This is a genomic window from Methanobacterium sp., assembly GCA_012838205.1.
Classification (GTDB): Archaea; Methanobacteriota; Methanobacteria; order Methanobacteriales; family Methanobacteriaceae; genus Methanobacterium.
The window spans coordinates 1-22,619 of the sequence record DUPR01000035.1; the positions used below are offsets into that span (position 1 = coordinate 1).

Here is a 22,619-nt window from a genome sequence, read left to right on the forward strand (position 1 = left end):
TATGCTTTAATAGATGCGTGGATACTTATTAATAGATACAAGGATAGATACTTGAATCTTTAAAAAATTTTGAAGATAAACCTATTGAGGGCTTAACTTAGTGTGTTAGTGTGATCCTCAAGGTTTTAGTGGCTTAGAATTATTTGTAGAAAATCTAACGGAATACTGCTGACCCATATCCCACAACTGAAGTGTAGTTTCCACTGGTATCCCCACTAGTGGCGTATTTTAGGATGGTAGCATCATGAGCACCCATAGCCTTAGATGCGGCCATAGTAGTGGCTACTGGTCCGTATCCACACATAGTCACGTTGTTGGAGATAATTCTCTTAAACATCTCCTGCTCATCAAATGATTCAATGGCATCAAGTACTTTTTTATCCTGTGCTACAGCTACCTTGTGGGGCATTTGATGAGTGAAGTCTGTACTGGCTATCACTACTAAGTCTTGCCCTAATTCTTGGGCAGTTAAGGCAATGGCACCTCCTAACTCCTGAGATGTTTCCAGATCTTGCATCATCATACAGATTGGGACCAGTTTGAAATCCTGGCCTAGTTCCTGTAGAAAGGGTAGTTGCACTTCACAGCTGTGTTCCTGGATGTGGGCTGAGGGTTCATCATCCATTAAAGGATAATTATCAACTAATTTTCTTGCAAATTCTGTGTCTATAGGCACTTCTCCCAGTGGAGTTTGCCAGCCCCCCTGGGTCATGGTGGAAAGTCCAGAGCCCATGCCAGTATGGTTAGGGCATAATATCAGCACTGTTTCTGGAAGGCCATCTTCTGCCAATTCTAGATAGGAAAAAGCAGCAACTGGACCTGAAAACTCATAACCCGCATGGGGTGAAATCAGCCCTTTAATACTCCGTTTATTACCCAATTTACCAGGGATTCGCCCAGGACCTATCGGATGGGTGTAACACCATTTAATTCTCTCTTTGAGAAGTTGTTCATCCGATTCATAGAAGTATCCTGCCACTGCAGGTTTTCTCATCATTAATAATCCCCCCTTGTTTTAAAGGGTTTTCACCCTTTAGATTATTATATTAAATCGTGAAAACCGGTGCAAATCTTATAAACAGATCATATTTGCAAACACAAGAGATTCCAGTGCATCACTCTTAAAAACCTTGACAATACCCCAGTATTGAATTTTTAACCCCTGAATTCCTTATTATATTCCAATAATCAAGGGTTTTTAAATCTTTAAACCCTGAAACTGGTGATGATCAATTCTGGAAGGATTTAAAGACTCAGGGAATGTTCAATCTGGGATTTATATGATTTATATTCTCAGTTCGAAGTCTGCCGGGGTAACATCCAGTTCAGCATCTGGATTGATGATTTCTTTTTCCCTAAGGATTTGTCGAGCCATTAACCAGTATACCAGTGCTATTGCTTTTCTTCCCTTGTTGTTAACAGGTATAACTATATCCACATTACCCAGAAGGTTTTCAGTATCACAAAGTGCGATTACTGGGATTCCTATCTGTTTAGCTTCGATTATGGCTTGCAAATCACTTCTAGGATCGGTTACCATTAGTACTTTGGGTTCGATAAATTTAGCATATTCCGGGTTAGTGAGAGTTCCTGGTATGAATCTTCCAGGGATTGTTCTGGCCCCGGTCACTTCTCCAAACCTACGCACTGGTGTTTGCCCATATTGTCGTGTGGACACTGCTAGTATGTCTTCTGGCTCGAATTTGGCCAGGAATTTGGCTCCGGATATGATTCGGTCATTGGTTTTCCGAACATCCAGTACGTATAATCCGTCTGCACGCACCCGGTAGATGTATCGTTCCATGTCTTTGGTTTTTTGCTGTGTGCCTATGTGTAAACCTGCTGCTAAGTATTTGTCTAATGGTATTAGTAATTCTGACAACTTACCACCTCTAAAATTATGTTTAAATATCTATTTTCATGGATTTTTATTTTTAGATGTATTAAATCATTCTTGGTTTAATCATCTTCAATCTTTATCGCCTGGTTGGGACAGACATCTACGCAGACTTCGCATAGACTGCAGTTTTCCGTGTTCTGGATGACTATCTCGTCTCCTTCTAGAATTAACACTTCCATTGGGCAAACGTCCACACATTCAGCGCAGTCTGCTCCTTCACATTCATCGCGGTTTATTGTTATTTTAACCATGTAGTATTCTCCTTTCGATTTAGATTTTTGATTTTGTTATCTTAATAGTTTTTAACACCTGAAATGTGTTATCTTAATAGTTTTTAACCTGAACTGGTAATTAGTGATAAAAATTATGGATGATTTTTTTTACCAGGATAGGTCTGCCATTTGTGGGTTGCTCATTTCTTCTTCAATACGGATGAGTTCGTTGAGTTTTGCTATCCTTTCCCCACCCAGAGCTCCGGTTTTGATGATGGGACTCATCCAAGCCACTGCTAAGTGGGCGATGGTATCGTCAGTGGTTTCTCCTGAACGGTGGGATACCACTGGCACATACTTGTTGGTTCGGGCCAGGTCCACGGTAGCGTAAGTGTCACTTAGGGTGCCTATCTGGTTGGGTTTGATGATTATGGAGTTAGCTGCACCGGCTCTGATTCCTTCGGCCAGTATTTCAGCATTGGTTACGAATAGATCATCACCACAGATTAAACATTTACTGCCAGATTTACTGGTTAAATCGGCAAACCCCTGGAAATCTCCTTCCCTGATGGGGTCTTCCACGTAGAACATACCATAGGTATCTATTATTTCACTAACATAGTCTACTTGTTCTCCGGTGTCTTTTCGGACTCCTTCTTTAGCGTAGATATATTTTTCTTGGTCTGCATCCCAGAATTCACTGGCTGCCATGTCCAGGCAAGGTTTTACTGATACTCCGGTTTCATCACTTATTTCTTCACAAGAAGTTGCCTGGATTTCCAGTGCTTCCTGGTTGGTGAGGTTTGGTGCCCATCCTCCTTCATCACCCTTCCCACCGGTGAATAGGGCATCTTTAGCCTGAATTTTCTCCCTTATCCTACGGTGCACTGCGGTGTTGGTGAACACTGCTTCGGTGATGTCAGTGGCCCCTACTGGCAGGACTAAAAATTCCTGGATGTCGGGGGCGTTTTTCCCTGCGTGTGCTCCGCCGTTTATCATGTTTCCCAGTGGGAATGGTATGGCTGATGGCATGTTACCTCCCAGAAATCTGTACAGAGGTAGGTTGTAGGATGCTGCGGCTGCTTTGGCCACTGCCATGGATACAGCCACAGTGGTGTTTCCACCTATGGCTGACAGGTTTTCAGTGCCGTCGATTTCTTTTAAAACCAGATCAATCTCTTGAAGGTCTTCAGCGTCCATACCGATGAGTTCTGATGAGATGATATCTTCTACTTCTTCTATAATTCCATCCACCCCTCCTGTAGGGAAAGATACCACTTCACGGGATCCGGTGCTGGCTCCGCTTGGTGCGGCTGCTCTTCCGAATCCATTCCAAGTGATTACATCCACTTCCAAGGTTGGGTTTCCTCTACTATCTAGAATTTTTCTAACCCGGATGTCTTCAATAACACTGTCCATTTTAAAAACACCTCACAAATGTAAAAAATAATGGTTTTTTTAGGCTTATTTTTTATTAGGATATGATCTTTTTATTCTCCCATTAGCGAGGTTTTGTTAATCCTCTGGTTAACAGGATGTTTTGGGATCATTAGAGTAATTTTTTTATAGGTGATATAATAAAAAATTTCAATTATTTTTATAATGCTTTTTCATCTGCTTCCAGGGGTCGAACATCCAGTGGGAGCACATTTTCTTTGAGTTCCATAGTGGCTATGTCAATGGGATCCAAATCTGGGGTTACATCCACCATTGGTTTTGCTCCCATGGAAATCTGCAATGCTCGGGCTCCGATTATTCTGGCCCTTTCAAAACGGGTAAAGTTTTTGGCTTTTTTACTTGTTTTTTTGGTTGCCTTTTTAGTTACCTTTTTGGTTGCCTTTTTAGTTGCCATGGCTTTTTCTCCATACCTTTTTTAGGATGTGAATATGAATTGAATATTCTTTTTCGTAAATGTGTTTTTTAGTAAATGTGATGGGGCCGCCGAGATTTGAACTCGGGTCTCCAGCGTTCCGGTGTTTGACCATCCCCGTTCCAGTTGTAAGAAAATATCCTTAAACTTTGATACTATGATAATAGGATCATATCTGGAAACTTCTTTCAATGGCTGGGAGGATGGACCATGCTACCCTACGGCCCCTACCATACTTCTACATGAGCTATGAACATTCTCCGGCAACAGTATTTGTTGATTCCCAAGTCATCCAGAACCTCTTTAGGATCTTCCCCAGCTTGGGTTCTTTTTTGGTAATCTTCAAAGTAAGCTGATATTACCTTTCCACAGCTCAAACATCTTACAGGAATCATGTTCTCCTCTTTTTACAATTTTTTATCATTTTCTTTAATAAATTGAATATAATTTTTTTTTTTACGTTTAAATAAATAAAATAATGAATGGGAGGGTTGAGAGTTAACTTATCGGTAACTCTTCTGCCTGCGGGATCTGGCTCCGCTACCACCAAATTTTTTGGGTTCGGATCGTCGTGGGTCTCCCACCAGCATGGTACGGTCGTATTGGCTGAACTTTTCTTTAAGTTCCATGTCACCAGTCCATTGTACCAGTCCTTTAGCTATCACCATTCGGGCAGCTTCTGCTTGTCCCATTACTCCCCCGCCTATCACCTTAACATCAATGTCTAACTGGTTAATCAGGTCTCCAGCCAGGGTGAGTGGTTCTTTGAGTTTGAGTCTTGCCAGTTCCGGGTTGTATAGTTCCACTGGTTTTTTGTTGATGCGTACTCTGCCTTTGCCTTTTCTAAACTTTCCCCGGGCAATGGCTGTTTTTCGCTTTCCACTGGTGTGAATAACTTTCTTCATGATTACACTTCCTTAGTTAAAACTTTGCTCCCAGTAGTTGGGACAATTTCCCCAGTTCCACTGATTTGGAGATGTTTTTAGGCTGAGCTTCTTTAATGTCCTTGATTTCTTCTTTTTCAAATTCTGATGGGATTCCTACATGAACGCGGAGGCCTTTGAGGGCTTCTCTTCCTTTGTGTTTTTTGTAGGGTAGCATTCCCCTCACTGTTCTTCGGAATATGTCATCTGGTCGGCGGGGATATTTAGGCCCCATTCTGCGGGGGTTGGATATGCTGGCCCGGTCTATTCTTTGTTTGTATTTTGCATGGGCCCATGCTTTGTTACCTGATATAATAATCTTTTCCGCATTTAATACTGTCACCCGTTCCCCTGATAATAGTTTTTTAGAAACTGTACTTGCCAGTCTCCCTAGAACGAGTCCTTCTCCATCTACAATCATATTATAACACCTTATTATTCTATAATTCTTACTCCGCTCCCCTTGGGATTTTCATCCAATAGAAGAGTGATATCCAGGCATTTTCCACCGGCACTGATGATTTTCTCGACCGCGGTTTGGGAGAAGTCCAGTGCTGCTACTTGGACTTTGTGGTCCAGTGTTCCGCTTCCCAGGACTTTTCCTGGCACCAGTACTGTTTCGTCTTCTGTGGTGTGTCTGTTTATTCTGGATATGTTCACTTCGGCTTGTTGGCGGGTGGGTTTTGATAACCGGCGTGCTAAGTCCTTCCAGAGGGGTGCTTGTTCCTGGTATGATTTTTCTTTAAGGATATTTATGAGTTGGTTAATTTGGGGGTTTGTTTTCATTGTTAACTGCCTCCTTCTTTAAAATCTATGATTTTGTCAGCTTTACCTGCTAATATGTCTGAAGCTCGTGATAGTATTTCTGTGGGAGATAGTGAACCATCGCTTTCAATATGGAATATAAATTTATCCTTAATAATATCCACTGTGATAGCTTGGTTTTGGCAGTCTTTTTCGCATGTACGGCATAGGGAACAGTTTTCCAAGTCTACCACTTTTATGCTTTTCTTCTTTTCATCATATTCCAGGACTGATCTGGGGCATTCCTCTACACATTGGAGGCATGCTTCACATTTATCATTGTCTATAGTGATCTGTGGATAGTGCTTGTAAGCGCAAGTAGAGGTTGGCTGCCATTTAGCATGGTCTTTACCTATTCCTAGCTGTGCTATGGCTTGTAGCACCACTTCTTCCCCATCTTTGAGTTTGACTAGTGGGATGGTGTCATATACTGGTTTGAGGTTGGGGTCTTCGGATTTAAGATCCCCGGAGTGTAATGTTTGTGGTCCTTTCCCTTCAAGTACTAGGGAAACACTGCATCTTGGGCAGTGATTTTCACAGTCACAGTCTTCTGGAAGTATGAGGGATTCCAGGTCTGTGGTTAGTGGTACCAGTCCCAGTCGATGTGCTAATGCTTCGTCGAATATTCTTGCATCGTTTTTCAAGATCTCCACTGTTTCAATGGCCATGGTGGGAACTTCCACCATGCAGATCCTTCGCAGGGCATTAACCAGGCTTACATCAACACCTTCAATAATGAAGGTTATCTGGTCATCTGTCCTGTTTTTTATTTCTATCTCCATACAAGACACATCACAGTTTATACCCTTCTACCCCTTTTACCGCCAGGTCTTCCTGTACCATCGTGGGGGATGGGTGTTACATCTTCAATTTTACCTATTTTGATTCCTGCACGGGCTAATGCTCGGATGGTAGCTTGTGCTCCTGGTCCAGGTGAGCGTGGTCCGTTTCCACCTGGTGCTCGTACCTTGATGTGCAGTCCTACAATTCCTTTTTCTTTCACATCATCGGCTGCTCGGGTTGCGGCTTCCATTGCTGCGAATGGTGATGATTCCTGTCTGTCGGCACGGACAACTTTACCACCAGACCAATGGCTGATGGTTTCTGCTCCAGTGACATCGGTGATGGTGATGATGGTATTGTTGAAGGATGAGTATACATTGGCTACTCCCCATTTTTCTTTAATTTTCTCGGCCATGATATCACCTTATCTTCTGTTTCTCCTTCCTTTTCCTCTGTATGAGTCCCTTTTTGGTTTTTCCTTTTTAGGTTTTTCTTTTTTAGGATTTTCAGGGATTTTCAGTTTTATTACTGGTGAACCTGGATAGTATCCAATTTGTTCTTCTTCACCTTTTTTAACCAGGTAGCTTGGTGAGTTTACTTTTCGATTGTTCATGGCTATGTGTCCATGAACCACGAATACTCGGGCTTCCTTGGCAGTGTATGCCAATCCTTTTTTATGAACAAATGTTTGAAGCCGGCGTCGTAGAACGTCTTCTGCTGTGAGGTTTAGCACATCTTCCAGTTTTGCTGTTTCAGACAGCATACCATAACGAATAAGGTGGTTTAGGAGTTGCTGCCTTTCCTGTGCAGTTTGTTCGATGGAAAGACCTAATAGTTCCCTGGCATCTCTCCTATACTTTTTAATCATGGTTTCGGCTTTCCAAATTTCTTTTTTATTTTTTAGGCCGTATTTTTTAATTAATTTGTTTTCCTGCTTTATGCGGTCTGCAATCCAGGGATGGAGAGGGGTGTCATACTTTTTCCTTGCCTTTCTTGGGTGTCCCATGTTAATCGTCTCCTATGTTTATCCTCTTCTCCTACTTACTCCCACGGAGCTTCCTTTTCTGAATGTGGATTTGGTTCTCTGACCTCTTACTGGTAGTCCCACTTCATGTCTTCTTCCCTTATAGCTTCTGGTTTTCTTCATCCGGTTGAGATCATCTCGGAGACGCATCATCAGGTCTGATTCAATAAGGTGGGTGGTTTCCCCAGTTTCGTAGTCATTTCTACGGTTCAACATCCACTGGGGGATGTTAAGTTTCTGGGGGTTTTTCACTGCTTCTTCCAGTCGTTGAACATCCTCATCAGGTAAGTATCCTATTTTCTGGTTGGGATCTAAATCCAAAGTGGTGCATAGAGCACCGGATAATGCTTTGCCCACTCCCTTTATATCGGTTATGGCGTTTACAATGGTCTTGTTCCCGTCTACGTCTTTACGGGCGATCCGGACCATGTGTTTGAAATCTTCTTCCATTTGGGGTTTCCTCCATTTATTATGTCAACTTGGTTTGGAGTTTGTTTTGCGCGGATCATCAGCACCATTGGTTAGGATGGTCTGAAACTTTTGCTCAAACTCTCTCTTGTTTTTTAATTGATTGGGGATTATCATAAAAACCATCAATTTCAGGTTTTTAAAAACCATTAATTTCAGTTGATTTTTAATAAATCATTCGTATTCCATTCAATTATTCTAATTTATGTTTATTCCGCTTGTATATTGCACAACAACCATTGATGGTATTGTTGAACGCCGGGACTGGGATTTGAACCCAGGCGGAGCAAAGCTCCACAAGATTTCCAGTCTTGCGCCTTACCAGGCTAGACTATCCCGGCATGAGATTAATTTGTAAATTGTTACCGATAATTTTCTAATTGAATTGTAACCTAGATTTCTAATATTATTTATCAAGAAAGGGTAATTTGGCACTAAAACCCGGATTGGGTGTTGGTACTCACCTACCCATATATTTACTGGTACCTTAAACTATTTTTTTTGGCCAAAAGATTTATAGTATTGCATTGATTTTAATGCACACTAAGTAGTGTTTGGTGGGAGTCTGAGGTAAATAGTAGATTTTTTCACTTCCACATCATGGGGTATGTTCCAGGTTCCATAAAAACCTTTTTTATATCCACCATTATACCTTTATCTGCACTTTCGATTTCTGAAGCAGAATGCAGTGCCAAACCTGCAGCCACCAGTTCTCCTTTAAGAGTCATTATGGCCAGTGTTTCATTCTTTCGAATACCTTCAGAGTATTGGAGTATTCCCCCTGCTGCCAGGTCTGCACCATGGCATAGGGCGTCCACTGCTGAGTCACGGATAACTATCTTGTTAAGGTGGCTGGCAGCTTTCTCCATTGGTAGAACACAGTCCCGGAGGGGTGTCTCGTTATCATCTTCCTTCCAGTAATGGTAGGCGTCATTGACGTCCTGAAGGGTTTTTAGGGTTTCATCTTCCTTGAAATCTGCCACCCTAGTTCTGCGGAGTTCTGCCATGTGGGCTCCGCATCCTAAGGCTTGACCTATGTCATGACAGTATTTACGGATGTATGTGCCGGCTTCACAGCCGATCTTGAAGAGCACATCAGGGCCTTCTATCTCCAGGATATTCACATAGTATATTTTCCGCACCCTTAGCTCTCTTTTCACTGCTGAATGAAGGGGTGGTGTTTGGAATATTTTACCAGTGAATTCCTCCAGGATATTAACCACCCGGTCTTCCCCCACATCTTCATGGAGGTGCATTAGGCACACGTATTCTTTGGGTGCTTCCAGGAGTAGTTGTATAGCTCTAGTTGCAGTGTCGATTCCCACTGGTAGAATTCCAGTAACCCTGGGATCCAAGGTTCCACCGTGCCCGGTTTTAGAACATTTCAGGATTCTTTTAACCCATGCATCTATTTCATGGGAGGTGGGTCCTATGGGTTTATCCAGGTTGATTATACCTTTGGACAGGTGTTCCTCCAAGGGCCGTTCATTGGGCAGATGACCATAATTAGGGTCTGTTTTCCCGTAGGCTTTAACTTGGAGTTCTGTCATGTGGGAAACCTAAACTGCTAGTTGGATCTTCATTAATTCATGGGTTTTATTTAGGCGATTGCTTGTTCAAAGTCCTTCTTAATGGCTTCTGGGTCATCACTTTTAACTTCCATTACCTGTTCTAAGGGCTCTAAATGTTTTATGTTGCATCGGCGGTTTTTTACTGTGTTTCCCACTACTTCTACAAATTTATCATCTATGATCTCGACTATTACACATTTTTCACCGGCTTCTCTTCCGGAGATTTTCATACAAATTCTTCCAACTTCTATTGCTGGCATTTGATCACCTCAGTTATTTTTAAAATGATTTTTGCGACGCTATCAGCCTTAAAGGCGTGAGTGTTAATTATAATATCATAAACATCCATGTTTTTAGTGTCTATGTTATGGATTTCCAGGTATCTTTGAGCTTCACTGTGTTCGCGGGTTATGATCTCTTCTCGGGCTTGGGAGATTGTTTTATTTTCCCTCTGACTGATCCGTTCTGTGCGGATGTCTAGGGGTGCAGTGCACCATACCTTTAGATCTGCATCCACAAAGTAGGCGGAAAGCCGGCCTTCTACTATGAGATCATCAGCCTGACGAGCTAGCTCTGCTTGTCTCTGGTCGATTTGGTGGTCGATTTGGGTGTTACCTTCGGCGAATTTGCTGAATTCCAGTATTTCCATACCCTTCTCCTGGGCCATCTGTCGGAATATGTCCCCTGCTGATATTACGGGTATTCCTGTTTTTTCAGATAGGATGCGGGAGGTTGTACTGGTTCCACTTCCAGCTAGTCCACCGATGGTTATGATCATTTAGGATCCGGCCTCAGATGCTGCCATGGACCTGGCTTGTTTTTTGAAGTGTTTCCGTAGACATTCAGAGCATAAGTTACCGCCGAATGGCCGGTTAGGTCTTTTTTGTGATTTAGGAAGTTTTTTCACCTGGTAAGGTCTTCCTCTGGGAACTCCGTGTAAGAGTTTACCGCACTGGGCACAGTGGTGCTTTTTGGGTTTTTTCTTCTTGTAATGGAGGACTGTTTTACCTCCAGGAGTCTTGCGAAAGGTTCTTTTATAGGTTCGTGATCTGTATCTTAACGCTGGCATGTTATTTTCTCTCCTTTTAAAGTTAGAAATTTTTTAAGATTGATTTTCTAGATTTTTTAATTAATTTAATATGTTTTTTTAAAAAGTACGAGTATGATAGGGATTTTCCTACATTCCCCCTCCTTTTAATCCCAGGAGTTTGCGCCATACAAAAGACATGGCAAATGAACACAGGATGTACCATCCCAGCCATTCAATGGCCATGTAGGGAACTCCTGGAGACTGATGGTAGACCATGTGGAACACTGGAACCAGGAGTACGTAGAATACAAAGGCAGGTAATTCAACAACCATCTTGTTGATGGCTGGTTGTGATGCCATCCACCAGAATAATAGTATGATGGGAAGGAAGGTAACAATCATTGGTTTGAAGGAGTTCATCATCATAGACTGCTGCATTTTCATGAACTCTGCCTGGTTCTTTTGCACTTTAGCCATGGCCTTTGGGTCACCAGATTTCTGGGCTGCCATCATTTCCTTCTGGAATGCCTTCATTTTCTTTTGTGATTCTTGTAGTTTGTCCTGGTCAACCAGTAGCTTGTTAGCCACAGTTATGGCAAAGGATACTATGGTTGATATTACAAACACTCCCAGCATTGGCCCCCACGCCTTAATCAGTGGCATGAACACGAAGTTCAAAGCACCAAAAATCGGGTTAATTATAAATTCAAATGCCATTTTTAATTCCTCTTTTTCTTTAAGAATTCATCTGGTAAGGGTTTCCCTCATCTGGTTAACCGGTTCATCTAACCGGTCGTTATGATTTTCGATAATCTTGACTGTGGCTCCAGTGTAAACTGCGTAGGCCATGGCTGTTGCCCGGTTCATTTCCTGGTGGAGGTTGATGTCTTGGAGTCGTTCTGCATCCCGGGTTCTGGTGGTGTCGCTGACTCGGCGCATGAGTATCTCATCACCATCAGCTTCAATTAGGATGAACATGTCTGGTTGCAACTCCTTCAGAACCCATACTGGCAGTCCTGGGAGGAAACCTGACGGAGTTTTGATGGTGCAATGGGTGTCTACAATAGTGTTAACATCCTTGGCTCTTTTTCTTATGGTTTTAGCGGCTTTTTTCTGCACCTCTTTCTGGGTGTCAGGGGCAAGTTTCCGCATTGAGTCCCTGTCTTCTACCAGTTTCATTTCTTGAGCTATTTCTAGCATCACATCCCCATAGTTAACATGAACATAGTCTGTTTCCTTTAGGGCATGGTTTAGCACCGTGGTGCTTCCTGATCCGGGTATTCCTGCAACAACGACAACTTTCATCTTAATCACCACCTAAGAAATTCCTGAGCATTGGATGCATGTCCATCAGTTGCTCCTGAGCTATTTCTTCATACAATTTATAAACAATACCCACAGTAAGCAATACACCAGTTCCCCCTCCCAGTGCACCGGTTAGGTCTGCTCCGAAGGCCAGTAAACCAACGAAGGCTCCACCCATTACGGTTATGGCTGGGATGTATTTTTTGAGTATTCTCTCAAAATGGGTTCGGCTGCTTCTGTGTCCAGGTATTTGCATTCCCATTCCATGTAACTGTTTGGCCACAGCTTTGGGTCCTATATTACTCAGTTCCACCCATAACCAGGCAAAGATTATACATGCAGTGATAAATACCACGGCATAGAATATGACTCCCAGGGGGTTGGTCATTACAGTGGAAAGATTGGGTACAGTAAGATAATATGCCAGTCCACTGACAGCTTGTCCGTTTTCAATAGTTCCCAGTATAGGGAATCCTATTTTCTGGAACACGGCCGCAAACAACTGCACGTTTAAAAGCAGTGCACTGGTCAAGATAACCGGCATGTTACTGGCATAAATGAATTTAAGAGGATATTTGCCCCGGGCTCCCTTTACTCCGCCGAAGGATAGGGGTATTTCCACGCGTAAACTCTCAGCATATACCACCACAAAGAAAACCACGATAAGTGAAATTATGGGTATTAGGACTGTGAAGTCCGGTTGGCTGGTGGTTAGTAAGTATATGAATTTGGGTATGGCACCGGATGGTACATCTGGTGATACCGGAGTTGATAAGGGGTTAAATGCACCGGTTACAATCTGTGCTGAAACACCGGCTGCAATGAAAAGACCCACCCCACTTCCGAATCCCCATTTGGAGATCACTTCGTCCAGGAAGATGATCAGGATCCCTCCAATGGTGATTTGTAGGATCATTATCCAGACGAGTTCTGGGGAGGCGGCTTGAAGTGAGCCAGTGATTACTAGAACTCCCCCTTCAAAGAGTGTGAATATGATGGCCAGGAGTTTTTGTGTTCCCTGGAATAAGGCTTTATCTTCAGCTTGTGAAAGGTCAAGGTCGATGATCTTTCCCCCAACCAGTAGTTGGAGTATGATGGATGCTGATACTATTGGTCCAATACCAAGGGTTAAAATGGAACCAAAAGAACCTGCCATAACTGCTCTTAGCTGGGCGAACTGGTCCACTGAAATATCGCTTAACCCGAATAGTGGTATCTGGCAGAGTACAAAGTAGAGTATCAGAATTACCCCAGTCCACTTGAGTTTTTCTTTAAATGGAACCCGGTAGGTGGGTGATTTCACCTGGGGTAAAAATGAGAAAATTGGCAGAAGAGCTTCCTTCAACACTTATATTCACTCCTAATCTGAGAAATGTAATTTTGACTGTGAACTATTGGAGAGTTACTGCTTCCCCACCATTTTCTTCTATTTTTGTTATTGCGCTCTGTGAGAATTGTCTGGCTTTGATGGTTAGTGGCTTGGTGAGTTTTCCCTTGCCCAACACTTTTTCATAGCCCATTTGGGTAACGTCAATAATGATTTTTTCCCCTTCCTTCACAGCTAACTCTTTGGCCACCAATTTTTCTGCATTATCATCCAAGTAATCCAGGTTGATGGTTTTGGTTTTGTTTATGGTCTTTAAAGGGCGTTTGAAACCACTTTTACCATAGCGATCTGGGTCGAATTTCACTACCCATGACCACATATGCTTATGGCCTCCGGCTTTCCCTCTTCCACCACGGTGTCCTGCTCCTCTTCTTTTCTTGGAACAGCCACCTCCGATGGTCCTTGAGCCACGCATTTTGTTAATTTTACGGGTTTTCCTTATCATGTTGTACACCTTGAATTATGTGATTAGTTTGTGAATTTAGATTGGTCAGGTTTTAGATCATCTTTTTTATCAGGGTGATGATCTCCTCTCCCCGGTAACCAAGTGTTCCACCTTCTTTGAAACTTTTTCGTATGTGACTGTAACCCTTCCTTGGTGGGTGCAATCTGAATACTGGTTTTAGGCCAGATTCTTTCAGGGTGGTTTTCCCAGTTATGAGGGCTTCTGATAGTTCTTCTGCTGATTGGTAATCTCCCAGTTCAGCGAGTGCTTCAGGTGTGATCCTTTCTCTTCCAGGGAGTCTGCCTCTTTTTTCTATTAACTGAGTTAATGTTTCCTGGTCGATTCCTCCCCAGGTTATGTAATCCTTGGCTTTCCGGAGCATTCCATTGTAAGAAGGATCATCAGGCACCAGAACAGCGTGATTGATTCGTGTTAGTCTGAGCATGTCCAGGGTGTCTTTGATGTCTTTATTGATCCCAGTGTTTCCTCTGACTCGTAGTACGATCATCATGTTATCACCATTACTCCACAATGACGCCTAATTTTTTAAGGTCTTTAGTTGGGGCTTTTACCATGCTCAACTTTTTAAGAGCGTCGAATACTGCACCTGCAAAGTTGATGGTGGTCTGGGTTTGTCCACTGGTTTTAGACCATATATCGTTGATTCCAGCCAGTCTGAGGATGGTTTTTCCAACATCTCCAACAGCTAGTTCCACTCCTCTAGGGGCAGGTATGAGTGTTACTCGGACACTGCCGACTTTGCCTTCCACTTTAAAAGGCACGGTGTGTTCTGTTCCACAGACGCATCCCCAGTCTCCGCATCCTCTGCGGACTTTGATTATGTTATATTTGGCGTCATCTACTGCTTTTCTGATGGCAGGACCTACTTCTTTGGCTTTTCCCTGTCCTAAGCCTACGTAGCCTTTCTTATTCCCTACGGCCACTATGACTCGGAAGTTAACTTTTCGTCCTGATTTGTGCATTCTCTGGACTAGGTTAACATCCATTACCTCTTCTTCCAGATCTGGGAGTAGGAAATCTACAATTTCCAGTTCCATAATGGGCAGGCCACGATCGAATATTTCATCAATGGATGTGATCTGGCCCTCTTTTACCATGCGTCCCAGTTTGGTTTTTGGCTCCCATTCTTCGTTATTGTAATCATTCATTATGATACCTCTTTTTCGATCTTTTCCTTGATAGTTTGAAAGTGATCAGGGATTTCTAGAGGAGAAAGTCCTTTTTCTAGGTATTGGGAAAATTTCTTCTCCATGTCTGCCTTGTCCAATGATTTGGCATACTGGACAATATGTTCTCCCTTGACACGATCCTCATCTGGAAGCACAACATCCTTGTAAGGTATTTCAAGGCCTGCGTCTATTGCGCCTTTTAAGACTGCGTAAACTCTTGAACCTTTGGTTGAACTTTGGAGTCCTATGTCCATGACTGCTGCGTTGATGCCTTCTTTAACTGCTTTTTTTCCACAGAGGTATCCGGTGAGGTAGGCTGCAGAGGTGTTTTTACCACTGGCCAACCATCCCATGTTTTTCAGTTCCTGAGAGTGAGCTGAAACAACAGTTTGGTCTCCCGAGAGTTCTACATCAACAATCTGGGCGGTGGTGTGATTACCAGTAACTCGAACTACCAGACGATGCTTGTCTAATGCTATAAGTTTGAGTCTTGCTCCGTAGTCAGTTTTTCCTTCTCTTCTACGTCTTAATGCTACTTTATATCTTGATCCGTGTGCCATGTAATATCCCCCGTTTATCTTAAAAGGTCATGGTCTCTGGCGTAGGTTTTCATGTAGGATTTACTACGGAATGCTCCACCTTTAGCCATTCGGTATAGTTTACGATAGGTGGTGCGGTTAATTTCACGTTCATCCCTCATGTCCTTGAGGTCCTTTCGGAGTGCCCTGATGGTGGTCATCCAGGCTTTCTTCTTAGGGTTTCTTGCCCCTTTAGCTCCTTTTATGCTTCCTCTGCCTTTCCTTTTTCCTTTCTTTTTCTGTTCTGCTATCTTTTTTGAACGGTAACTGCTGATCCCTTTTTTGGGTCTTGCTTTAATGTATCCTTGCTGGATGAGTTGGTTAACTCCTTCCCTGGTTATTGCCCGGGAAACCTCTTCCAGGTTGTCAGGGTCTATCCATACTCTGTTCACACCCACTTTTAGCAGGTCTGCAGCTAGTCTCTTCTGAGTAGTAAGATTCATAAAGAAACCTCCATATCAACCTTTTAAAAAAAGGTTGATCTAAAACATATTTTTTTTTGCAAATCCTGAATATGATGCTCAGGATTTTTTTTATTAGGATGCTGTAATTTTATCCGGTTACATCCTTTTGATTTATCTAATCCAGTTATACCATCAATCCTATTGGATTATGGTCCCCGTTATCTCCTATTAAAAACCGTCCTGACAGGTTATTGTTCTTGTAGACGGTTTAGGATATTGATTCTATTGATGATTTCTTGAATGAAGAGTTTTATTCATTCAGGATCTTAATTTTAAGTTCGCGGGCTTTGTTGAGAATTATTTCTCTTTTCCGTAGTCCCACAGTAGAACTGATCCTTCCGGCCTCTTTTTCTGGGTCTATGGTTTCCAGGTCTTTGGCGTTGCACACCAGAACATCCCTGTATCCTGAGGGGTGTAATCCTTTGGTGGCTTTGGGTGAACAGTATCCAACAGTTGGCATGGCAGGTTTTCGACCTTCATACCTTCTGGTTTTACTGGTTTTACCCCTGGTTTTCCTCCATTTTTTTCCCAACTTTTTGTACCGGTGCCATTCCTGTCTTCTGAATTTTGGTTTCCTCATACGGATCACTCCTTAGCCACCAGGTATATTCCGTCTTGGAACACCCTTGGGTCTTTGCCCTTGATTTTAGTGGCTTGTTCGAGGTTGGCCATGGTCTGGCCCACGTCTTCCTTGTTCACACCGGTAATTACCACTTCATCTCCTTGAACCTTTACCTGGGCTGTGCCGATAATGTTAGCTGTGCGCGGGTATCGTTCTCCTAAGAAGTTTTCAATGGTTACTTTATCCTTGGCTGCTTTGACAGTCATTGGAAAGTGAGCGTGAACAATTTTCATTTTATAGGTGAATCCTTCGGTTAAACCGTGGATCATGTTGCTTATATGGGATTTTATGGTTCCCAGCATAGCTTTATCCTTTTTTTTAGGGAATCGAGTTTCTAAAACCACTAGCCCGTCTTCTTGACGGATGGAAACGTTTCTTGATTTGAATTTCCGTTTGAGTTCTCCTTTTGGTCCAGTAACTGTCACTTCTTTGTCAATAGTGACCTCCACGCCTTCTGGGACGGGGATTTCTTCCCTTAGAACCACTGCTAAAGCCATTATATCACCTTAATAAACGTATACCAGCAGTCTTCCACCAATCCCACGTTCTTTTGCTTCATAGTGGGTCATTATACCTTCGGGGGTGGTTACAATCATAATCCCGAAGTTTTTTGATGGTAGGTATCGTTTTTCAAATTTTTCAAATTCATCATTTTTCACGGCATGTCTAGGCTTTATCACACCGCACTTGTTGATATTTCCTTCTAGTTCCACAGTGAATTTGCCTGCTTTATCATCGTCCACATATTCAAATTCACCAATGTAACCTTCTTTTTGCATTGTCCTCAAGACTTGCCCAATCATTTTTGATGCAGGAGTAACTGTGCATCGGTCGTTTCCTTGCAACTCATTGTTCCGCATGTTTGTAAGGGCATTGGCCAGAGGATCCATAAGTGTCATCTTGTCACCTCTAATTATATTTTCTAAATCCGATTTTAGGGGCGAGTTCCCGGAAACATTGCCGGCAGAGCATGAGTCCATATCTTCTCACCAGAGCAGAGTGGTCTCCGCATCTTCTACATTTCCTGGATGCCTTTCCGTATTTTCTGGGCAAATATATCACCTATTCGTCATCTGTATCCGATTTTATTATAATCTGGAAATTTTCCTTCATAAACTCCAGGGTTTCCTCAGGGTTGACCTGGTGTTTGTGGGGTATGTGCTTCCGCTGAACTTTCCTTCTTTTCAACCTGTAACCAGGTTTTTCGAATGTTACATTAACATTCATCCCAAATATTCCAATATCAGGGTCGTAGCGCATTCCAGGAATATCAATATGTTCCTCTATCCCAAAAGATAGATTTCCCTGGCGGTCAAACTGCCTAGGGCTAATTTTATTGTCAATTCCAGAAAGAATGAGTTTAATGGATTTGTGTGCTTTTTCACCACGTAATGTGACTTTGCAAGCTACGGGTTGTCCTTTTCTTATACCAAATTCAGGGTTAGTTACCTTAGAAATGGTACGAACTGGTTTCTGGTTGGTGATGGACTCGATAAGCTTTTCTGCTCTTGCCAATTTTTCACCACCCTCTCCAACTCCAATGTTAACCGTGGCTTTTGCGATTCGCACTTGCTGCATGGGGTTCATTTAGTTACCTCCAGGCAGTGTTATAACTGGTTTGTCTTTACCCAGTACGAAAACGTATTCCTGCAGTGTTTGGAAAGTTTTTTGATTAGTTTCCATTAGTACAGTGTTAGGCATTGAACCGTGAGTAATGTTTATTTCCTTAACTGTTCCTTTCTCACCAATGTGCTTACCACCAGTTATGAGACCGATGGTTCCACTCTCAAATTTAATGTGGTCCTTGATTTCCTGTTCAGGTACATTGAGTACTAAAACATCACCAGTTTTATATTCCCCATCAGTGATGAAATTTCTACCGTCATGGAGGTTTAACTGTGTTTTACCGCCTTTAATGGTGGTTTTATCCTCAATTCTGCATAGTTTGAAATCAATATTCTCCTTTTCTATAGGGTGAAGTGCCAGTCTTCCACGCTCATCTGGCAAGACCCGGTAGGCTTTCTTAGTTTTAGGTATTTGGATAACATCCATGAATCCCACTGGGAACTTATAATCCTTACGGATTCTGCCGTCAACCAGAATTTCACCGTTATTGAGAATTATTCTGGCTTCGCGGGCGTTGTCCGCTAGTTGGAGTATGTCACGAACTATGATCAGGAGGGGTAATGATCCTTCAATGGAGTGTGGTCCTGGACTTGGTTTCACTGTCCACTTAAACTCTTTGGGGTGGATGGGCCAGTGTTCTGGTGATTTAAATCTTTTTAGATGTTTTCTTGATCCCATTTTGGCCATTTTAATCCTTCCTCTCTATTATTTCACTTCGTTCTTCATCATCCATTTTCAATTCAACAATCATCAGATTGGAGGGGTGTATTGGATGGTAAATTTGATTTCCGTCAGGTTTTTGAATACTCATACCTTCAATCATGAGTCGGAAATGTTTGGTGTCAACTTTTTCCACTTTGCCTTCGTGGTCTTTGAAGTCACCACGCAGGACTTTAACAGTATCTCCTTTGCGAATTGGTAAGGAGCGTCTTTGGTATTCTTCTCTTAATTCTGGGTTAAGGGTGACACTCATCATTTTATGACGGAGGTGTAATGGTGCTTGGTATCGGAATTTCCTCTGTTTTCTTGGTTGTTTGGACATCTAATCACCTACACAATAATGCTGGCAGCACTTCCCACTGAAGGCCATCGGTCGGCGGCTTCCTTAGCCACTGGCCCTCTAATTTCAGAGCCTTTCAAAACTCCATCTGGAGATATGATCACTGCTGCGTTGTCCTCGAATTTTACTCTAAGCCCATCTGCGCGGCGGAATTCTTTTTTCTGCCTGACAATTACGGCTGTGGTGATTTCCCGGCGCATGTCCACGGTTCCTTTTTTAACAGTGATTACAACCATGTCTCCCACACCGGCGCTACCCAATCTTCGGCGAACGCCTTTGTATCCTTTGACTGATACTATTTCCACTTCGCGGGCTCCGGTGTTATCTACGCATTGTAGGCGGGCTCCGATGGGTAATGATTTGCTGACTTTTGATGTGGTGGCTTTCATTTGTTATCCCCTTTTACCTCCACCACAACGAAGTGCTTGGTCTTGGAAAGAGGACGGCACTCCGCAATCTTAACTGCGTCTCCAATGTTCACATGGATACAGTCGGGCTTATGGGCGTTTATTTTAGATTTTCTCTTTTCGTATCTTTCGTATTTTCTTATGAATTTGTAAAAACTCCTTTCAACGGTGATGGTCCGTTCTGCCTTGTCACTGGTGACTATTCCTTCTAGTATCTGACCACGTACAGGCAGAGTCCCATGGAAGGGGCAATTTGGATCTTCACATTTTTCTTTGGGTTCGGTAACTTCAATACCAACCATAGTATCACCAATATTTCCTAAATCTCTTTTTTATCCTATCTTCAGGGCGAGAAACTATTATCTTGCCATCAATTTCTACTATTGTTCCCTCTGGAAGTGTGAAATGGAATTTTGCACTTCTTTTAGGTATGATTTTTTCATTGCCTTCACCATCTTCAATGGTGATGGTTTTTTTGGTTTCGTTAACCACTTTTCCTTGTATTCCCTCTAAATCCCAATTAGAGCTTTGGATGATTTTAACTTCCAGTCCCACCAGTTCATGTCTCATGATGTTTTGTGGAGTTATCATACTAATCCAATTATAATGGGGTATTGTCATCCATGATAACCAAAGATGATATTTCTTATGGTTCAGGTTGTTATGAGAGCTTATTTAATGATTAATTAGCCTCTTTAAGCTTGAATTAACCGGCGGTTAACGTGTGAACCGGTGTGGGCTGATGGAGTCCTGTTATTTATATTAAGCAGGTATCAGCCATGAATTTTAGGGTTAACCCATTTATCTAACGAATCTGGATGTCTTCTGAAGAAAAGCCCATATTGGCTAGAACTTCTTTGACCCTCCTTTTATGGTCTCCTTGCAGTTCTATCTGGCCTTTTTTGGCCGTTCCCCCGCAGGCACATTTGTTTTTCAGTTCTTTGGTGAGATCTTTGATGTCAATATCGTGTTCATCTATTCCCTCCACAATTGTCATCAGCTTTCCGAATCTTCTTCTCACCGTATAGACTTTTACACTCTGTATCTCCCGTGCAATTTCTTCACAGACACAAAGTTCCTCTGGTAGACCACAAACATCGCAGACTTTCATCGATTTTAGTTCTCCTTATTTTGTTCGTTAATTATGGTTTTGACACGTGCTATGGTTCGTTTGAGTTCTTTGATTTTTCCGGGGTTTTCGTAAACTCCCGCAGCTGCACTCTTGGAAATGTTGTTGGAATATTCTGCTTGAAGTTCTTCCAATTTTTTCTGGATTTCCTCCATTTCCATTTCACGTATCTCTTTGCTCCTTAATATAACCATATTGATACATCCTTTTATAATTTATGATGATTTCAAGGGATTGATACCCTATTAGGGTGTTTTCACAATTTACTCAGTTTTGGAAGCTTTTTTATCTTCTTCGGAAGTTTTTTCTTCTGCTTCTTCAGCCTTCTTTTCGGCTGTTTTCTTGGTTTTAGCAGCTTTGGTTTTGGTTTTGGAAACTTTTTCTTTAACTTCCTCAACCTTCTCTTTGGCAGCCTCTTTAACCTCAGAAGCTTTCTCCTCAACTGTTTCAGCTACCTCAGAAGCTTTTTCTTCAACCTTTTCAGCTGCCTCAGAAGCTTTTTTCTCAGCTTCTTCAACCTTTTTGGTTATTTCCTCAGCTTTTTCTTCAACTGATTCTTTAACCTGTTCAACCTTTTCTTCGGCTGCTTTCTTGGTTTTAGCAGCTTCAGTTTTTATGTCGGCTTTTTTTCCTGGTTCTTCTGCTGGTACTTCTTCAGCTTCTTCTGCTGCTTCTTCAGTTATTTCTTCGAGGATTTCAACAGTTCCTTCAGTTATTTCTTCAACTGGTTCTTCTGAAACATCAACAGATGGTTCTTGTACTTTTGGTTGAATAATATCCACTTTATCAGGCAGGGTTACATTTGGGGGCATTATTCTAACGTAAATCCCCAGAACTCCTGGTTTTAGTTGTACTGTGGCGAATCCTTCTTTAACATACTTAGTTGATGGTTCTCCGCATCGTTTGATGTATCCGTCTGTGAATTTGGCACAGGCAGACCGGGATCCTCTGATTTTTCCGGAGATGGTTACTTCTACTCCTTGGGCTCCTGCTCCAATTATTCTTCTAAGTGCGGAGTATGCCACTCTACGGAAGTGCATTCCCCTCTGTAACATGGCTGATATTTTGTGAGCCATTATTTTAGGGTTTAATTCTGGAATGTCTACTTCTTTTACTTCTACTTGTGGGTTTTCCAATTCGTAATTGTTTTTTAGGCTGTTGGTTATGGCTCGCACAGTTTTACCGCCACGTCCAATAACCATTCCTGGTCGTTCAGCATAGACCACTACCATGGTTCCCAGGGGTGTGACTTGTATTTCCATTCCACCGTAGCCTGCTCGGTCTAGTTCTTTTTCCAAGTATTCATCAATTCTGGTTCTTTTTAGTCCCTCGGTTACAAAGTCCTTTTCAATCATGTGCTCTATGCCTCCCCTAGAACTACTTGAACGTGTGTGGTTGGTGTGTTGAAGGGTGTTGCCCTTCCAAATGCTCGTGGGATGTATCCTCTGATTACGAAGCCTCGATGGCTTGATATGTGGATTATTTTAAGATCTTCGGTGTCCATTCCTTGGTATTCAGCATTAGCCTCGGCATTTTCTAAGACATCTAGAATTTGGCTGGCTGCTTTTTTTGGGTAACGGCCAGCAGGCCATCCTTTAAGTCCCCTGCGGTGGCCTACTTTCTTATTGTGTCTTTTGAATGGTACTGGTCTTTTCAGTTGGATTACATCTTCCAAGTATTCCTTGGCTTCATCCAGATACATTCCCCTGATTTCTCTGCAAATTTCAACTGAATGTTTTGGAGAGATCTTAAGGGATTTACCAGTAGCTTTGGCTATTTTCCCCGTTCCTTGGTAAGCGTATTTATTTTTGGCCATGGTTA

38 protein-coding genes, 2 tRNA genes and 1 pseudogene are annotated in these 22,619 nt (G+C 42.4%); all 41 read right to left on the reverse strand.

The window, feature by feature from the left end; all coding sequences use genetic code 11:
* Positions 1–154: 154 nt before the first annotated feature.
* The 41 genes and pseudogenes from amrB to GXZ72_05645 all read right to left on the reverse strand — a co-directional run bounded on the left by amrB (position 155) and on the right by GXZ72_05645 (position 22,614).
* The gene (gene amrB / locus GXZ72_05445) at positions 155–997 is read right to left on the reverse strand and encodes an AmmeMemoRadiSam system protein B (protein ID HHT18987.1); all 843 of its coding nucleotides are present in this window, start codon (positions 995–997) and stop codon (positions 155–157) included.
* A 288-nt stretch (positions 998–1,285) separates the two neighbouring features.
* A complete protein-coding gene (locus GXZ72_05450; protein HHT18988.1) occupies positions 1,286–1,882 on the reverse strand; it encodes a 30S ribosomal protein S2 in 597 nt (198 codons plus the stop codon).
* 77 nt (positions 1,883–1,959) lie between these two features.
* Positions 1,960–2,151: a 4Fe-4S dicluster domain-containing protein gene (locus GXZ72_05455; protein HHT18989.1), complete on the reverse strand. Its 192-nt coding sequence runs from the start codon at positions 2,149–2,151 to the stop codon at positions 1,960–1,962.
* 129 nt (positions 2,152–2,280) lie between these two features.
* On the reverse strand, positions 2,281–3,531 hold the full coding sequence (gene eno / locus GXZ72_05460; GenBank protein ID HHT18990.1) for a phosphopyruvate hydratase: 1,251 nt from the start codon (positions 3,529–3,531) through the stop codon (positions 2,281–2,283).
* A 178-nt stretch (positions 3,532–3,709) separates the two neighbouring features.
* Positions 3,710–3,964, reverse strand: coding sequence for a DNA-directed RNA polymerase subunit K (locus GXZ72_05465; GenBank protein HHT18991.1), 255 nt, complete (start codon positions 3,962–3,964; stop codon positions 3,710–3,712).
* Positions 3,965–4,045: 81 nt separating this feature from the next.
* Positions 4,046–4,210 (reverse strand) — tRNA-Gln (locus GXZ72_05470).
* Positions 4,210–4,377 carry a DNA-directed RNA polymerase subunit N gene (locus GXZ72_05475; protein ID HHT18992.1) on the reverse strand — a complete coding sequence of 56 codons (168 nt, stop codon included), beginning with the start codon at positions 4,375–4,377 and terminating at the stop codon, positions 4,210–4,212. Before GXZ72_05475 ends, GXZ72_05470 begins: the two co-directional genes overlap by 1 nt.
* Positions 4,378–4,485: 108 nt before the next feature.
* On the reverse strand, positions 4,486–4,887 hold the full coding sequence (locus GXZ72_05480) for a 30S ribosomal protein S9 (GenBank protein HHT18993.1): 402 nt from the start codon (positions 4,885–4,887) through the stop codon (positions 4,486–4,488).
* A 16-nt stretch (positions 4,888–4,903) separates the two neighbouring features.
* Positions 4,904–5,326: a 50S ribosomal protein L13 gene (locus GXZ72_05485; GenBank protein ID HHT18994.1), complete on the reverse strand. Its 423-nt coding sequence runs from the start codon at positions 5,324–5,326 to the stop codon at positions 4,904–4,906.
* A gap of 14 nt (positions 5,327–5,340) precedes the next feature.
* The gene (locus GXZ72_05490) at positions 5,341–5,691 is read right to left on the reverse strand and encodes a 50S ribosomal protein L18e (GenBank protein ID HHT18995.1); all 351 of its coding nucleotides are present in this window, start codon (positions 5,689–5,691) and stop codon (positions 5,341–5,343) included.
* Between the two features lie 2 nt (positions 5,692–5,693).
* On the reverse strand, positions 5,694–6,491 hold the full coding sequence (locus GXZ72_05495; GenBank protein HHT18996.1) for a DNA-directed RNA polymerase subunit D: 798 nt from the start codon (positions 6,489–6,491) through the stop codon (positions 5,694–5,696).
* Between the two features lie 17 nt (positions 6,492–6,508).
* Positions 6,509–6,907: a 30S ribosomal protein S11 gene (locus tag GXZ72_05500; GenBank protein HHT18997.1), complete on the reverse strand. Its 399-nt coding sequence runs from the start codon at positions 6,905–6,907 to the stop codon at positions 6,509–6,511.
* 9 nt (positions 6,908–6,916) lie between these two features.
* Entirely contained in the window at positions 6,917–7,498 is a 582-nt protein-coding gene (locus GXZ72_05505) for a 30S ribosomal protein S4 (protein ID HHT18998.1), read from the reverse strand.
* 18 nt (positions 7,499–7,516) lie between these two features.
* Positions 7,517–7,966 (reverse strand): 30S ribosomal protein S13, encoded by a 450-nt coding sequence (locus GXZ72_05510; GenBank protein ID HHT18999.1) that lies wholly within the window; start codon positions 7,964–7,966, stop codon positions 7,517–7,519.
* A gap of 274 nt (positions 7,967–8,240) precedes the next feature.
* A tRNA-Ser gene (locus GXZ72_05515) sits at positions 8,241–8,325 on the reverse strand.
* Between the two features lie 246 nt (positions 8,326–8,571).
* Positions 8,572–9,534 (reverse strand): RNA-guided pseudouridylation complex pseudouridine synthase subunit Cbf5, encoded by a 963-nt coding sequence (locus tag GXZ72_05520; GenBank protein HHT19000.1) that lies wholly within the window; start codon positions 9,532–9,534, stop codon positions 8,572–8,574.
* A 50-nt stretch (positions 9,535–9,584) separates the two neighbouring features.
* Positions 9,585–9,815 carry a 50S ribosomal protein L14e gene (locus GXZ72_05525; GenBank protein ID HHT19001.1) on the reverse strand — a complete coding sequence of 77 codons (231 nt, stop codon included), beginning with the start codon at positions 9,813–9,815 and terminating at the stop codon, positions 9,585–9,587.
* The gene (locus GXZ72_05530; protein ID HHT19002.1) at positions 9,803–10,333 is read right to left on the reverse strand and encodes an AAA family ATPase; all 531 of its coding nucleotides are present in this window, start codon (positions 10,331–10,333) and stop codon (positions 9,803–9,805) included. Before GXZ72_05530 ends, GXZ72_05525 begins: the two co-directional genes overlap by 13 nt.
* Positions 10,334–10,624 (reverse strand): 50S ribosomal protein L34e, encoded by a 291-nt coding sequence (locus GXZ72_05535; GenBank protein ID HHT19003.1) that lies wholly within the window; start codon positions 10,622–10,624, stop codon positions 10,334–10,336.
* A gap of 108 nt (positions 10,625–10,732) precedes the next feature.
* On the reverse strand, positions 10,733–11,302 hold the full coding sequence (locus GXZ72_05540) for a DUF106 domain-containing protein (protein ID HHT19004.1): 570 nt from the start codon (positions 11,300–11,302) through the stop codon (positions 10,733–10,735).
* A gap of 27 nt (positions 11,303–11,329) precedes the next feature.
* Positions 11,330–11,890 carry an adenylate kinase gene (locus GXZ72_05545; protein HHT19005.1) on the reverse strand — a complete coding sequence of 187 codons (561 nt, stop codon included), beginning with the start codon at positions 11,888–11,890 and terminating at the stop codon, positions 11,330–11,332.
* 1 nt (position 11,891) lies between these two features.
* Positions 11,892–13,238, reverse strand: coding sequence for a preprotein translocase subunit SecY (gene secY / locus GXZ72_05550; GenBank protein ID HHT19006.1), 1,347 nt, complete (start codon positions 13,236–13,238; stop codon positions 11,892–11,894).
* Between the two features lie 43 nt (positions 13,239–13,281).
* A complete protein-coding gene (locus GXZ72_05555) occupies positions 13,282–13,722 on the reverse strand; it encodes a 50S ribosomal protein L15 (protein HHT19007.1) in 441 nt (146 codons plus the stop codon).
* A gap of 52 nt (positions 13,723–13,774) precedes the next feature.
* Positions 13,775–14,233, reverse strand: a complete 459-nt coding sequence (locus tag GXZ72_05560) for a 50S ribosomal protein L30 (GenBank protein HHT19008.1) — start codon at positions 14,231–14,233, stop codon at positions 13,775–13,777.
* A gap of 10 nt (positions 14,234–14,243) precedes the next feature.
* On the reverse strand, positions 14,244–14,891 hold the full coding sequence (gene rpsE, locus GXZ72_05565; protein HHT19009.1) for a 30S ribosomal protein S5: 648 nt from the start codon (positions 14,889–14,891) through the stop codon (positions 14,244–14,246).
* Positions 14,891–15,472, reverse strand: a complete 582-nt coding sequence (locus GXZ72_05570; GenBank protein HHT19010.1) for a 50S ribosomal protein L18 — start codon at positions 15,470–15,472, stop codon at positions 14,891–14,893. Before GXZ72_05570 ends, rpsE begins: the two co-directional genes overlap by 1 nt.
* Positions 15,473–15,486: 14 nt before the next feature.
* Positions 15,487–15,933, reverse strand: a complete 447-nt coding sequence (locus GXZ72_05575; GenBank protein HHT19011.1) for a 50S ribosomal protein L19e — start codon at positions 15,931–15,933, stop codon at positions 15,487–15,489.
* 271 nt (positions 15,934–16,204) lie between these two features.
* Positions 16,205–16,534, reverse strand: a complete 330-nt coding sequence (locus tag GXZ72_05580) for a 50S ribosomal protein L32e (protein ID HHT19012.1) — start codon at positions 16,532–16,534, stop codon at positions 16,205–16,207.
* Positions 16,535–16,539: 5 nt separating this feature from the next.
* On the reverse strand, positions 16,540–17,073 hold the full coding sequence (locus tag GXZ72_05585; protein ID HHT19013.1) for a 50S ribosomal protein L6: 534 nt from the start codon (positions 17,071–17,073) through the stop codon (positions 16,540–16,542).
* 9 nt (positions 17,074–17,082) lie between these two features.
* Positions 17,083–17,475: a 30S ribosomal protein S8 gene (locus GXZ72_05590; protein ID HHT19014.1), complete on the reverse strand. Its 393-nt coding sequence runs from the start codon at positions 17,473–17,475 to the stop codon at positions 17,083–17,085.
* 10 nt (positions 17,476–17,485) lie between these two features.
* Positions 17,486–17,629, reverse strand: a complete 144-nt coding sequence (locus tag GXZ72_05595) for a 30S ribosomal protein S14 (GenBank protein ID HHT19015.1) — start codon at positions 17,627–17,629, stop codon at positions 17,486–17,488.
* A gap of 9 nt (positions 17,630–17,638) precedes the next feature.
* On the reverse strand, positions 17,639–18,163 hold the full coding sequence (locus GXZ72_05600; protein ID HHT19016.1) for a 50S ribosomal protein L5: 525 nt from the start codon (positions 18,161–18,163) through the stop codon (positions 17,639–17,641).
* Positions 18,164–18,889 carry a 30S ribosomal protein S4e gene (locus tag GXZ72_05605; protein ID HHT19017.1) on the reverse strand — a complete coding sequence of 242 codons (726 nt, stop codon included), beginning with the start codon at positions 18,887–18,889 and terminating at the stop codon, positions 18,164–18,166.
* A 1-nt stretch (position 18,890) separates the two neighbouring features.
* The gene (locus GXZ72_05610) at positions 18,891–19,244 is read right to left on the reverse strand and encodes a 50S ribosomal protein L24 (GenBank protein HHT19018.1); all 354 of its coding nucleotides are present in this window, start codon (positions 19,242–19,244) and stop codon (positions 18,891–18,893) included.
* An 8-nt stretch (positions 19,245–19,252) separates the two neighbouring features.
* Positions 19,253–19,651, reverse strand: coding sequence for a 50S ribosomal protein L14 (locus GXZ72_05615; GenBank protein HHT19019.1), 399 nt, complete (start codon positions 19,649–19,651; stop codon positions 19,253–19,255).
* Entirely contained in the window at positions 19,648–19,971 is a 324-nt protein-coding gene (locus GXZ72_05620; GenBank protein HHT19020.1) for a 30S ribosomal protein S17, read from the reverse strand. Before GXZ72_05620 ends, GXZ72_05615 begins: the two co-directional genes overlap by 4 nt.
* 4 nt (positions 19,972–19,975) lie before the next feature.
* A complete protein-coding gene (locus GXZ72_05625) occupies positions 19,976–20,260 on the reverse strand; it encodes a ribonuclease P protein component 1 (GenBank protein HHT19021.1) in 285 nt (94 codons plus the stop codon).
* A 214-nt stretch (positions 20,261–20,474) separates the two neighbouring features.
* Positions 20,475–20,780, reverse strand: coding sequence for a stress response translation initiation inhibitor YciH (yciH, locus tag GXZ72_05630; GenBank protein ID HHT19022.1), 306 nt, complete (start codon positions 20,778–20,780; stop codon positions 20,475–20,477).
* Positions 20,781–20,785: 5 nt separating this feature from the next.
* The gene (gene rpmC / locus GXZ72_05635; GenBank protein HHT19023.1) at positions 20,786–20,992 is read right to left on the reverse strand and encodes a 50S ribosomal protein L29; all 207 of its coding nucleotides are present in this window, start codon (positions 20,990–20,992) and stop codon (positions 20,786–20,788) included.
* A 456-nt stretch (positions 20,993–21,448) separates the two neighbouring features.
* Positions 21,449–22,153 (reverse strand): annotated as a pseudogene (locus GXZ72_05640) (30S ribosomal protein S3).
* A 5-nt stretch (positions 22,154–22,158) separates the two neighbouring features.
* The gene (locus tag GXZ72_05645; GenBank protein HHT19024.1) at positions 22,159–22,614 is read right to left on the reverse strand and encodes a 50S ribosomal protein L22; all 456 of its coding nucleotides are present in this window, start codon (positions 22,612–22,614) and stop codon (positions 22,159–22,161) included.
* Positions 22,615–22,619: the final 5 nt, after the last annotated feature.

Bases quoted from the DNA above. Each gene is read 5' to 3' on its own strand.
- amrB (HHT18987.1), bottom strand. From the start codon at position 997: ATGATGAGAAAACCTGCAGTGGCAGGATACTTCTATGAATCGGATGAA.
- GXZ72_05455 (HHT18989.1), bottom strand. From the start codon at position 2,151: ATGGTTAAAATAACAATAAACCGCGATGAATGTGAAGGAGCAGACTGC.
- eno (HHT18990.1), bottom strand. From the start codon at position 3,531: ATGGACAGTGTTATTGAAGACATCCGGGTTAGAAAAATTCTAGATAGT.
- GXZ72_05465 (HHT18991.1), bottom strand. From the start codon at position 3,964: ATGGCAACTAAAAAGGCAACCAAAAAGGTAACTAAAAAGGCAACCAAA.
- GXZ72_05475 (HHT18992.1), bottom strand. From the start codon at position 4,377: ATGATTCCTGTAAGATGTTTGAGCTGTGGAAAGGTAATATCAGCTTAC.
- GXZ72_05480 (HHT18993.1), bottom strand. From the start codon at position 4,887: ATGAAGAAAGTTATTCACACCAGTGGAAAGCGAAAAACAGCCATTGCC.
- GXZ72_05485 (HHT18994.1), bottom strand. From the start codon at position 5,326: ATGATTGTAGATGGAGAAGGACTCGTTCTAGGGAGACTGGCAAGTACA.
- GXZ72_05490 (HHT18995.1), bottom strand. From the start codon at position 5,691: ATGAAAACAAACCCCCAAATTAACCAACTCATAAATATCCTTAAAGAA.
- GXZ72_05495 (HHT18996.1), bottom strand. From the start codon at position 6,491: ATGGAGATAGAAATAAAAAACAGGACAGATGACCAGATAACCTTCATT.
- GXZ72_05500 (HHT18997.1), bottom strand. From the start codon at position 6,907: ATGGCCGAGAAAATTAAAGAAAAATGGGGAGTAGCCAATGTATACTCA.
- GXZ72_05505 (HHT18998.1), bottom strand. From the start codon at position 7,498: ATGGGACACCCAAGAAAGGCAAGGAAAAAGTATGACACCCCTCTCCAT.
- GXZ72_05510 (HHT18999.1), bottom strand. From the start codon at position 7,966: ATGGAAGAAGATTTCAAACACATGGTCCGGATCGCCCGTAAAGACGTA.
- GXZ72_05520 (HHT19000.1), bottom strand. From the start codon at position 9,534: ATGACAGAACTCCAAGTTAAAGCCTACGGGAAAACAGACCCTAATTAT.
- GXZ72_05525 (HHT19001.1), bottom strand. From the start codon at position 9,815: ATGCCAGCAATAGAAGTTGGAAGAATTTGTATGAAAATCTCCGGAAGA.
- GXZ72_05530 (HHT19002.1), bottom strand. From the start codon at position 10,333: ATGATCATAACCATCGGTGGACTAGCTGGAAGTGGAACCAGTACAACC.
- GXZ72_05535 (HHT19003.1), bottom strand. From the start codon at position 10,624: ATGCCAGCGTTAAGATACAGATCACGAACCTATAAAAGAACCTTTCGC.
- GXZ72_05540 (HHT19004.1), bottom strand. From the start codon at position 11,302: ATGGCATTTGAATTTATAATTAACCCGATTTTTGGTGCTTTGAACTTC.
- GXZ72_05545 (HHT19005.1), bottom strand. From the start codon at position 11,890: ATGAAAGTTGTCGTTGTTGCAGGAATACCCGGATCAGGAAGCACCACG.
- GXZ72_05555 (HHT19007.1), bottom strand. From the start codon at position 13,722: ATGATAAGGAAAACCCGTAAAATTAACAAAATGCGTGGCTCAAGGACC.
- GXZ72_05560 (HHT19008.1), bottom strand. From the start codon at position 14,233: ATGATGATCGTACTACGAGTCAGAGGAAACACTGGGATCAATAAAGAC.
- rpsE (HHT19009.1), bottom strand. From the start codon at position 14,891: ATGAATGATTACAATAACGAAGAATGGGAGCCAAAAACCAAACTGGGA.
- GXZ72_05570 (HHT19010.1), bottom strand. From the start codon at position 15,472: ATGGCACACGGATCAAGATATAAAGTAGCATTAAGACGTAGAAGAGAA.
- GXZ72_05575 (HHT19011.1), bottom strand. From the start codon at position 15,933: ATGAATCTTACTACTCAGAAGAGACTAGCTGCAGACCTGCTAAAAGTG.
- GXZ72_05580 (HHT19012.1), bottom strand. From the start codon at position 16,534: ATGAGGAAACCAAAATTCAGAAGACAGGAATGGCACCGGTACAAAAAG.
- GXZ72_05585 (HHT19013.1), bottom strand. From the start codon at position 17,073: ATGGCTTTAGCAGTGGTTCTAAGGGAAGAAATCCCCGTCCCAGAAGGC.
- GXZ72_05590 (HHT19014.1), bottom strand. From the start codon at position 17,475: ATGACACTTATGGATCCTCTGGCCAATGCCCTTACAAACATGCGGAAC.
- GXZ72_05600 (HHT19016.1), bottom strand. From the start codon at position 18,163: ATGAACCCCATGCAGCAAGTGCGAATCGCAAAAGCCACGGTTAACATT.
- GXZ72_05605 (HHT19017.1), bottom strand. From the start codon at position 18,889: ATGGCCAAAATGGGATCAAGAAAACATCTAAAAAGATTTAAATCACCA.
- GXZ72_05610 (HHT19018.1), bottom strand. From the start codon at position 19,244: ATGTCCAAACAACCAAGAAAACAGAGGAAATTCCGATACCAAGCACCA.
- GXZ72_05615 (HHT19019.1), bottom strand. From the start codon at position 19,651: ATGAAAGCCACCACATCAAAAGTCAGCAAATCATTACCCATCGGAGCC.
- GXZ72_05620 (HHT19020.1), bottom strand. From the start codon at position 19,971: ATGGTTGGTATTGAAGTTACCGAACCCAAAGAAAAATGTGAAGATCCA.
- GXZ72_05625 (HHT19021.1), bottom strand. From the start codon at position 20,260: ATGATAACTCCACAAAACATCATGAGACATGAACTGGTGGGACTGGAA.
- yciH (HHT19022.1), bottom strand. From the start codon at position 20,780: ATGAAAGTCTGCGATGTTTGTGGTCTACCAGAGGAACTTTGTGTCTGT.
- rpmC (HHT19023.1), bottom strand. From the start codon at position 20,992: ATGGTTATATTAAGGAGCAAAGAGATACGTGAAATGGAAATGGAGGAA.
- GXZ72_05645 (HHT19024.1), bottom strand. From the start codon at position 22,614: ATGGCCAAAAATAAATACGCTTACCAAGGAACGGGGAAAATAGCCAAA.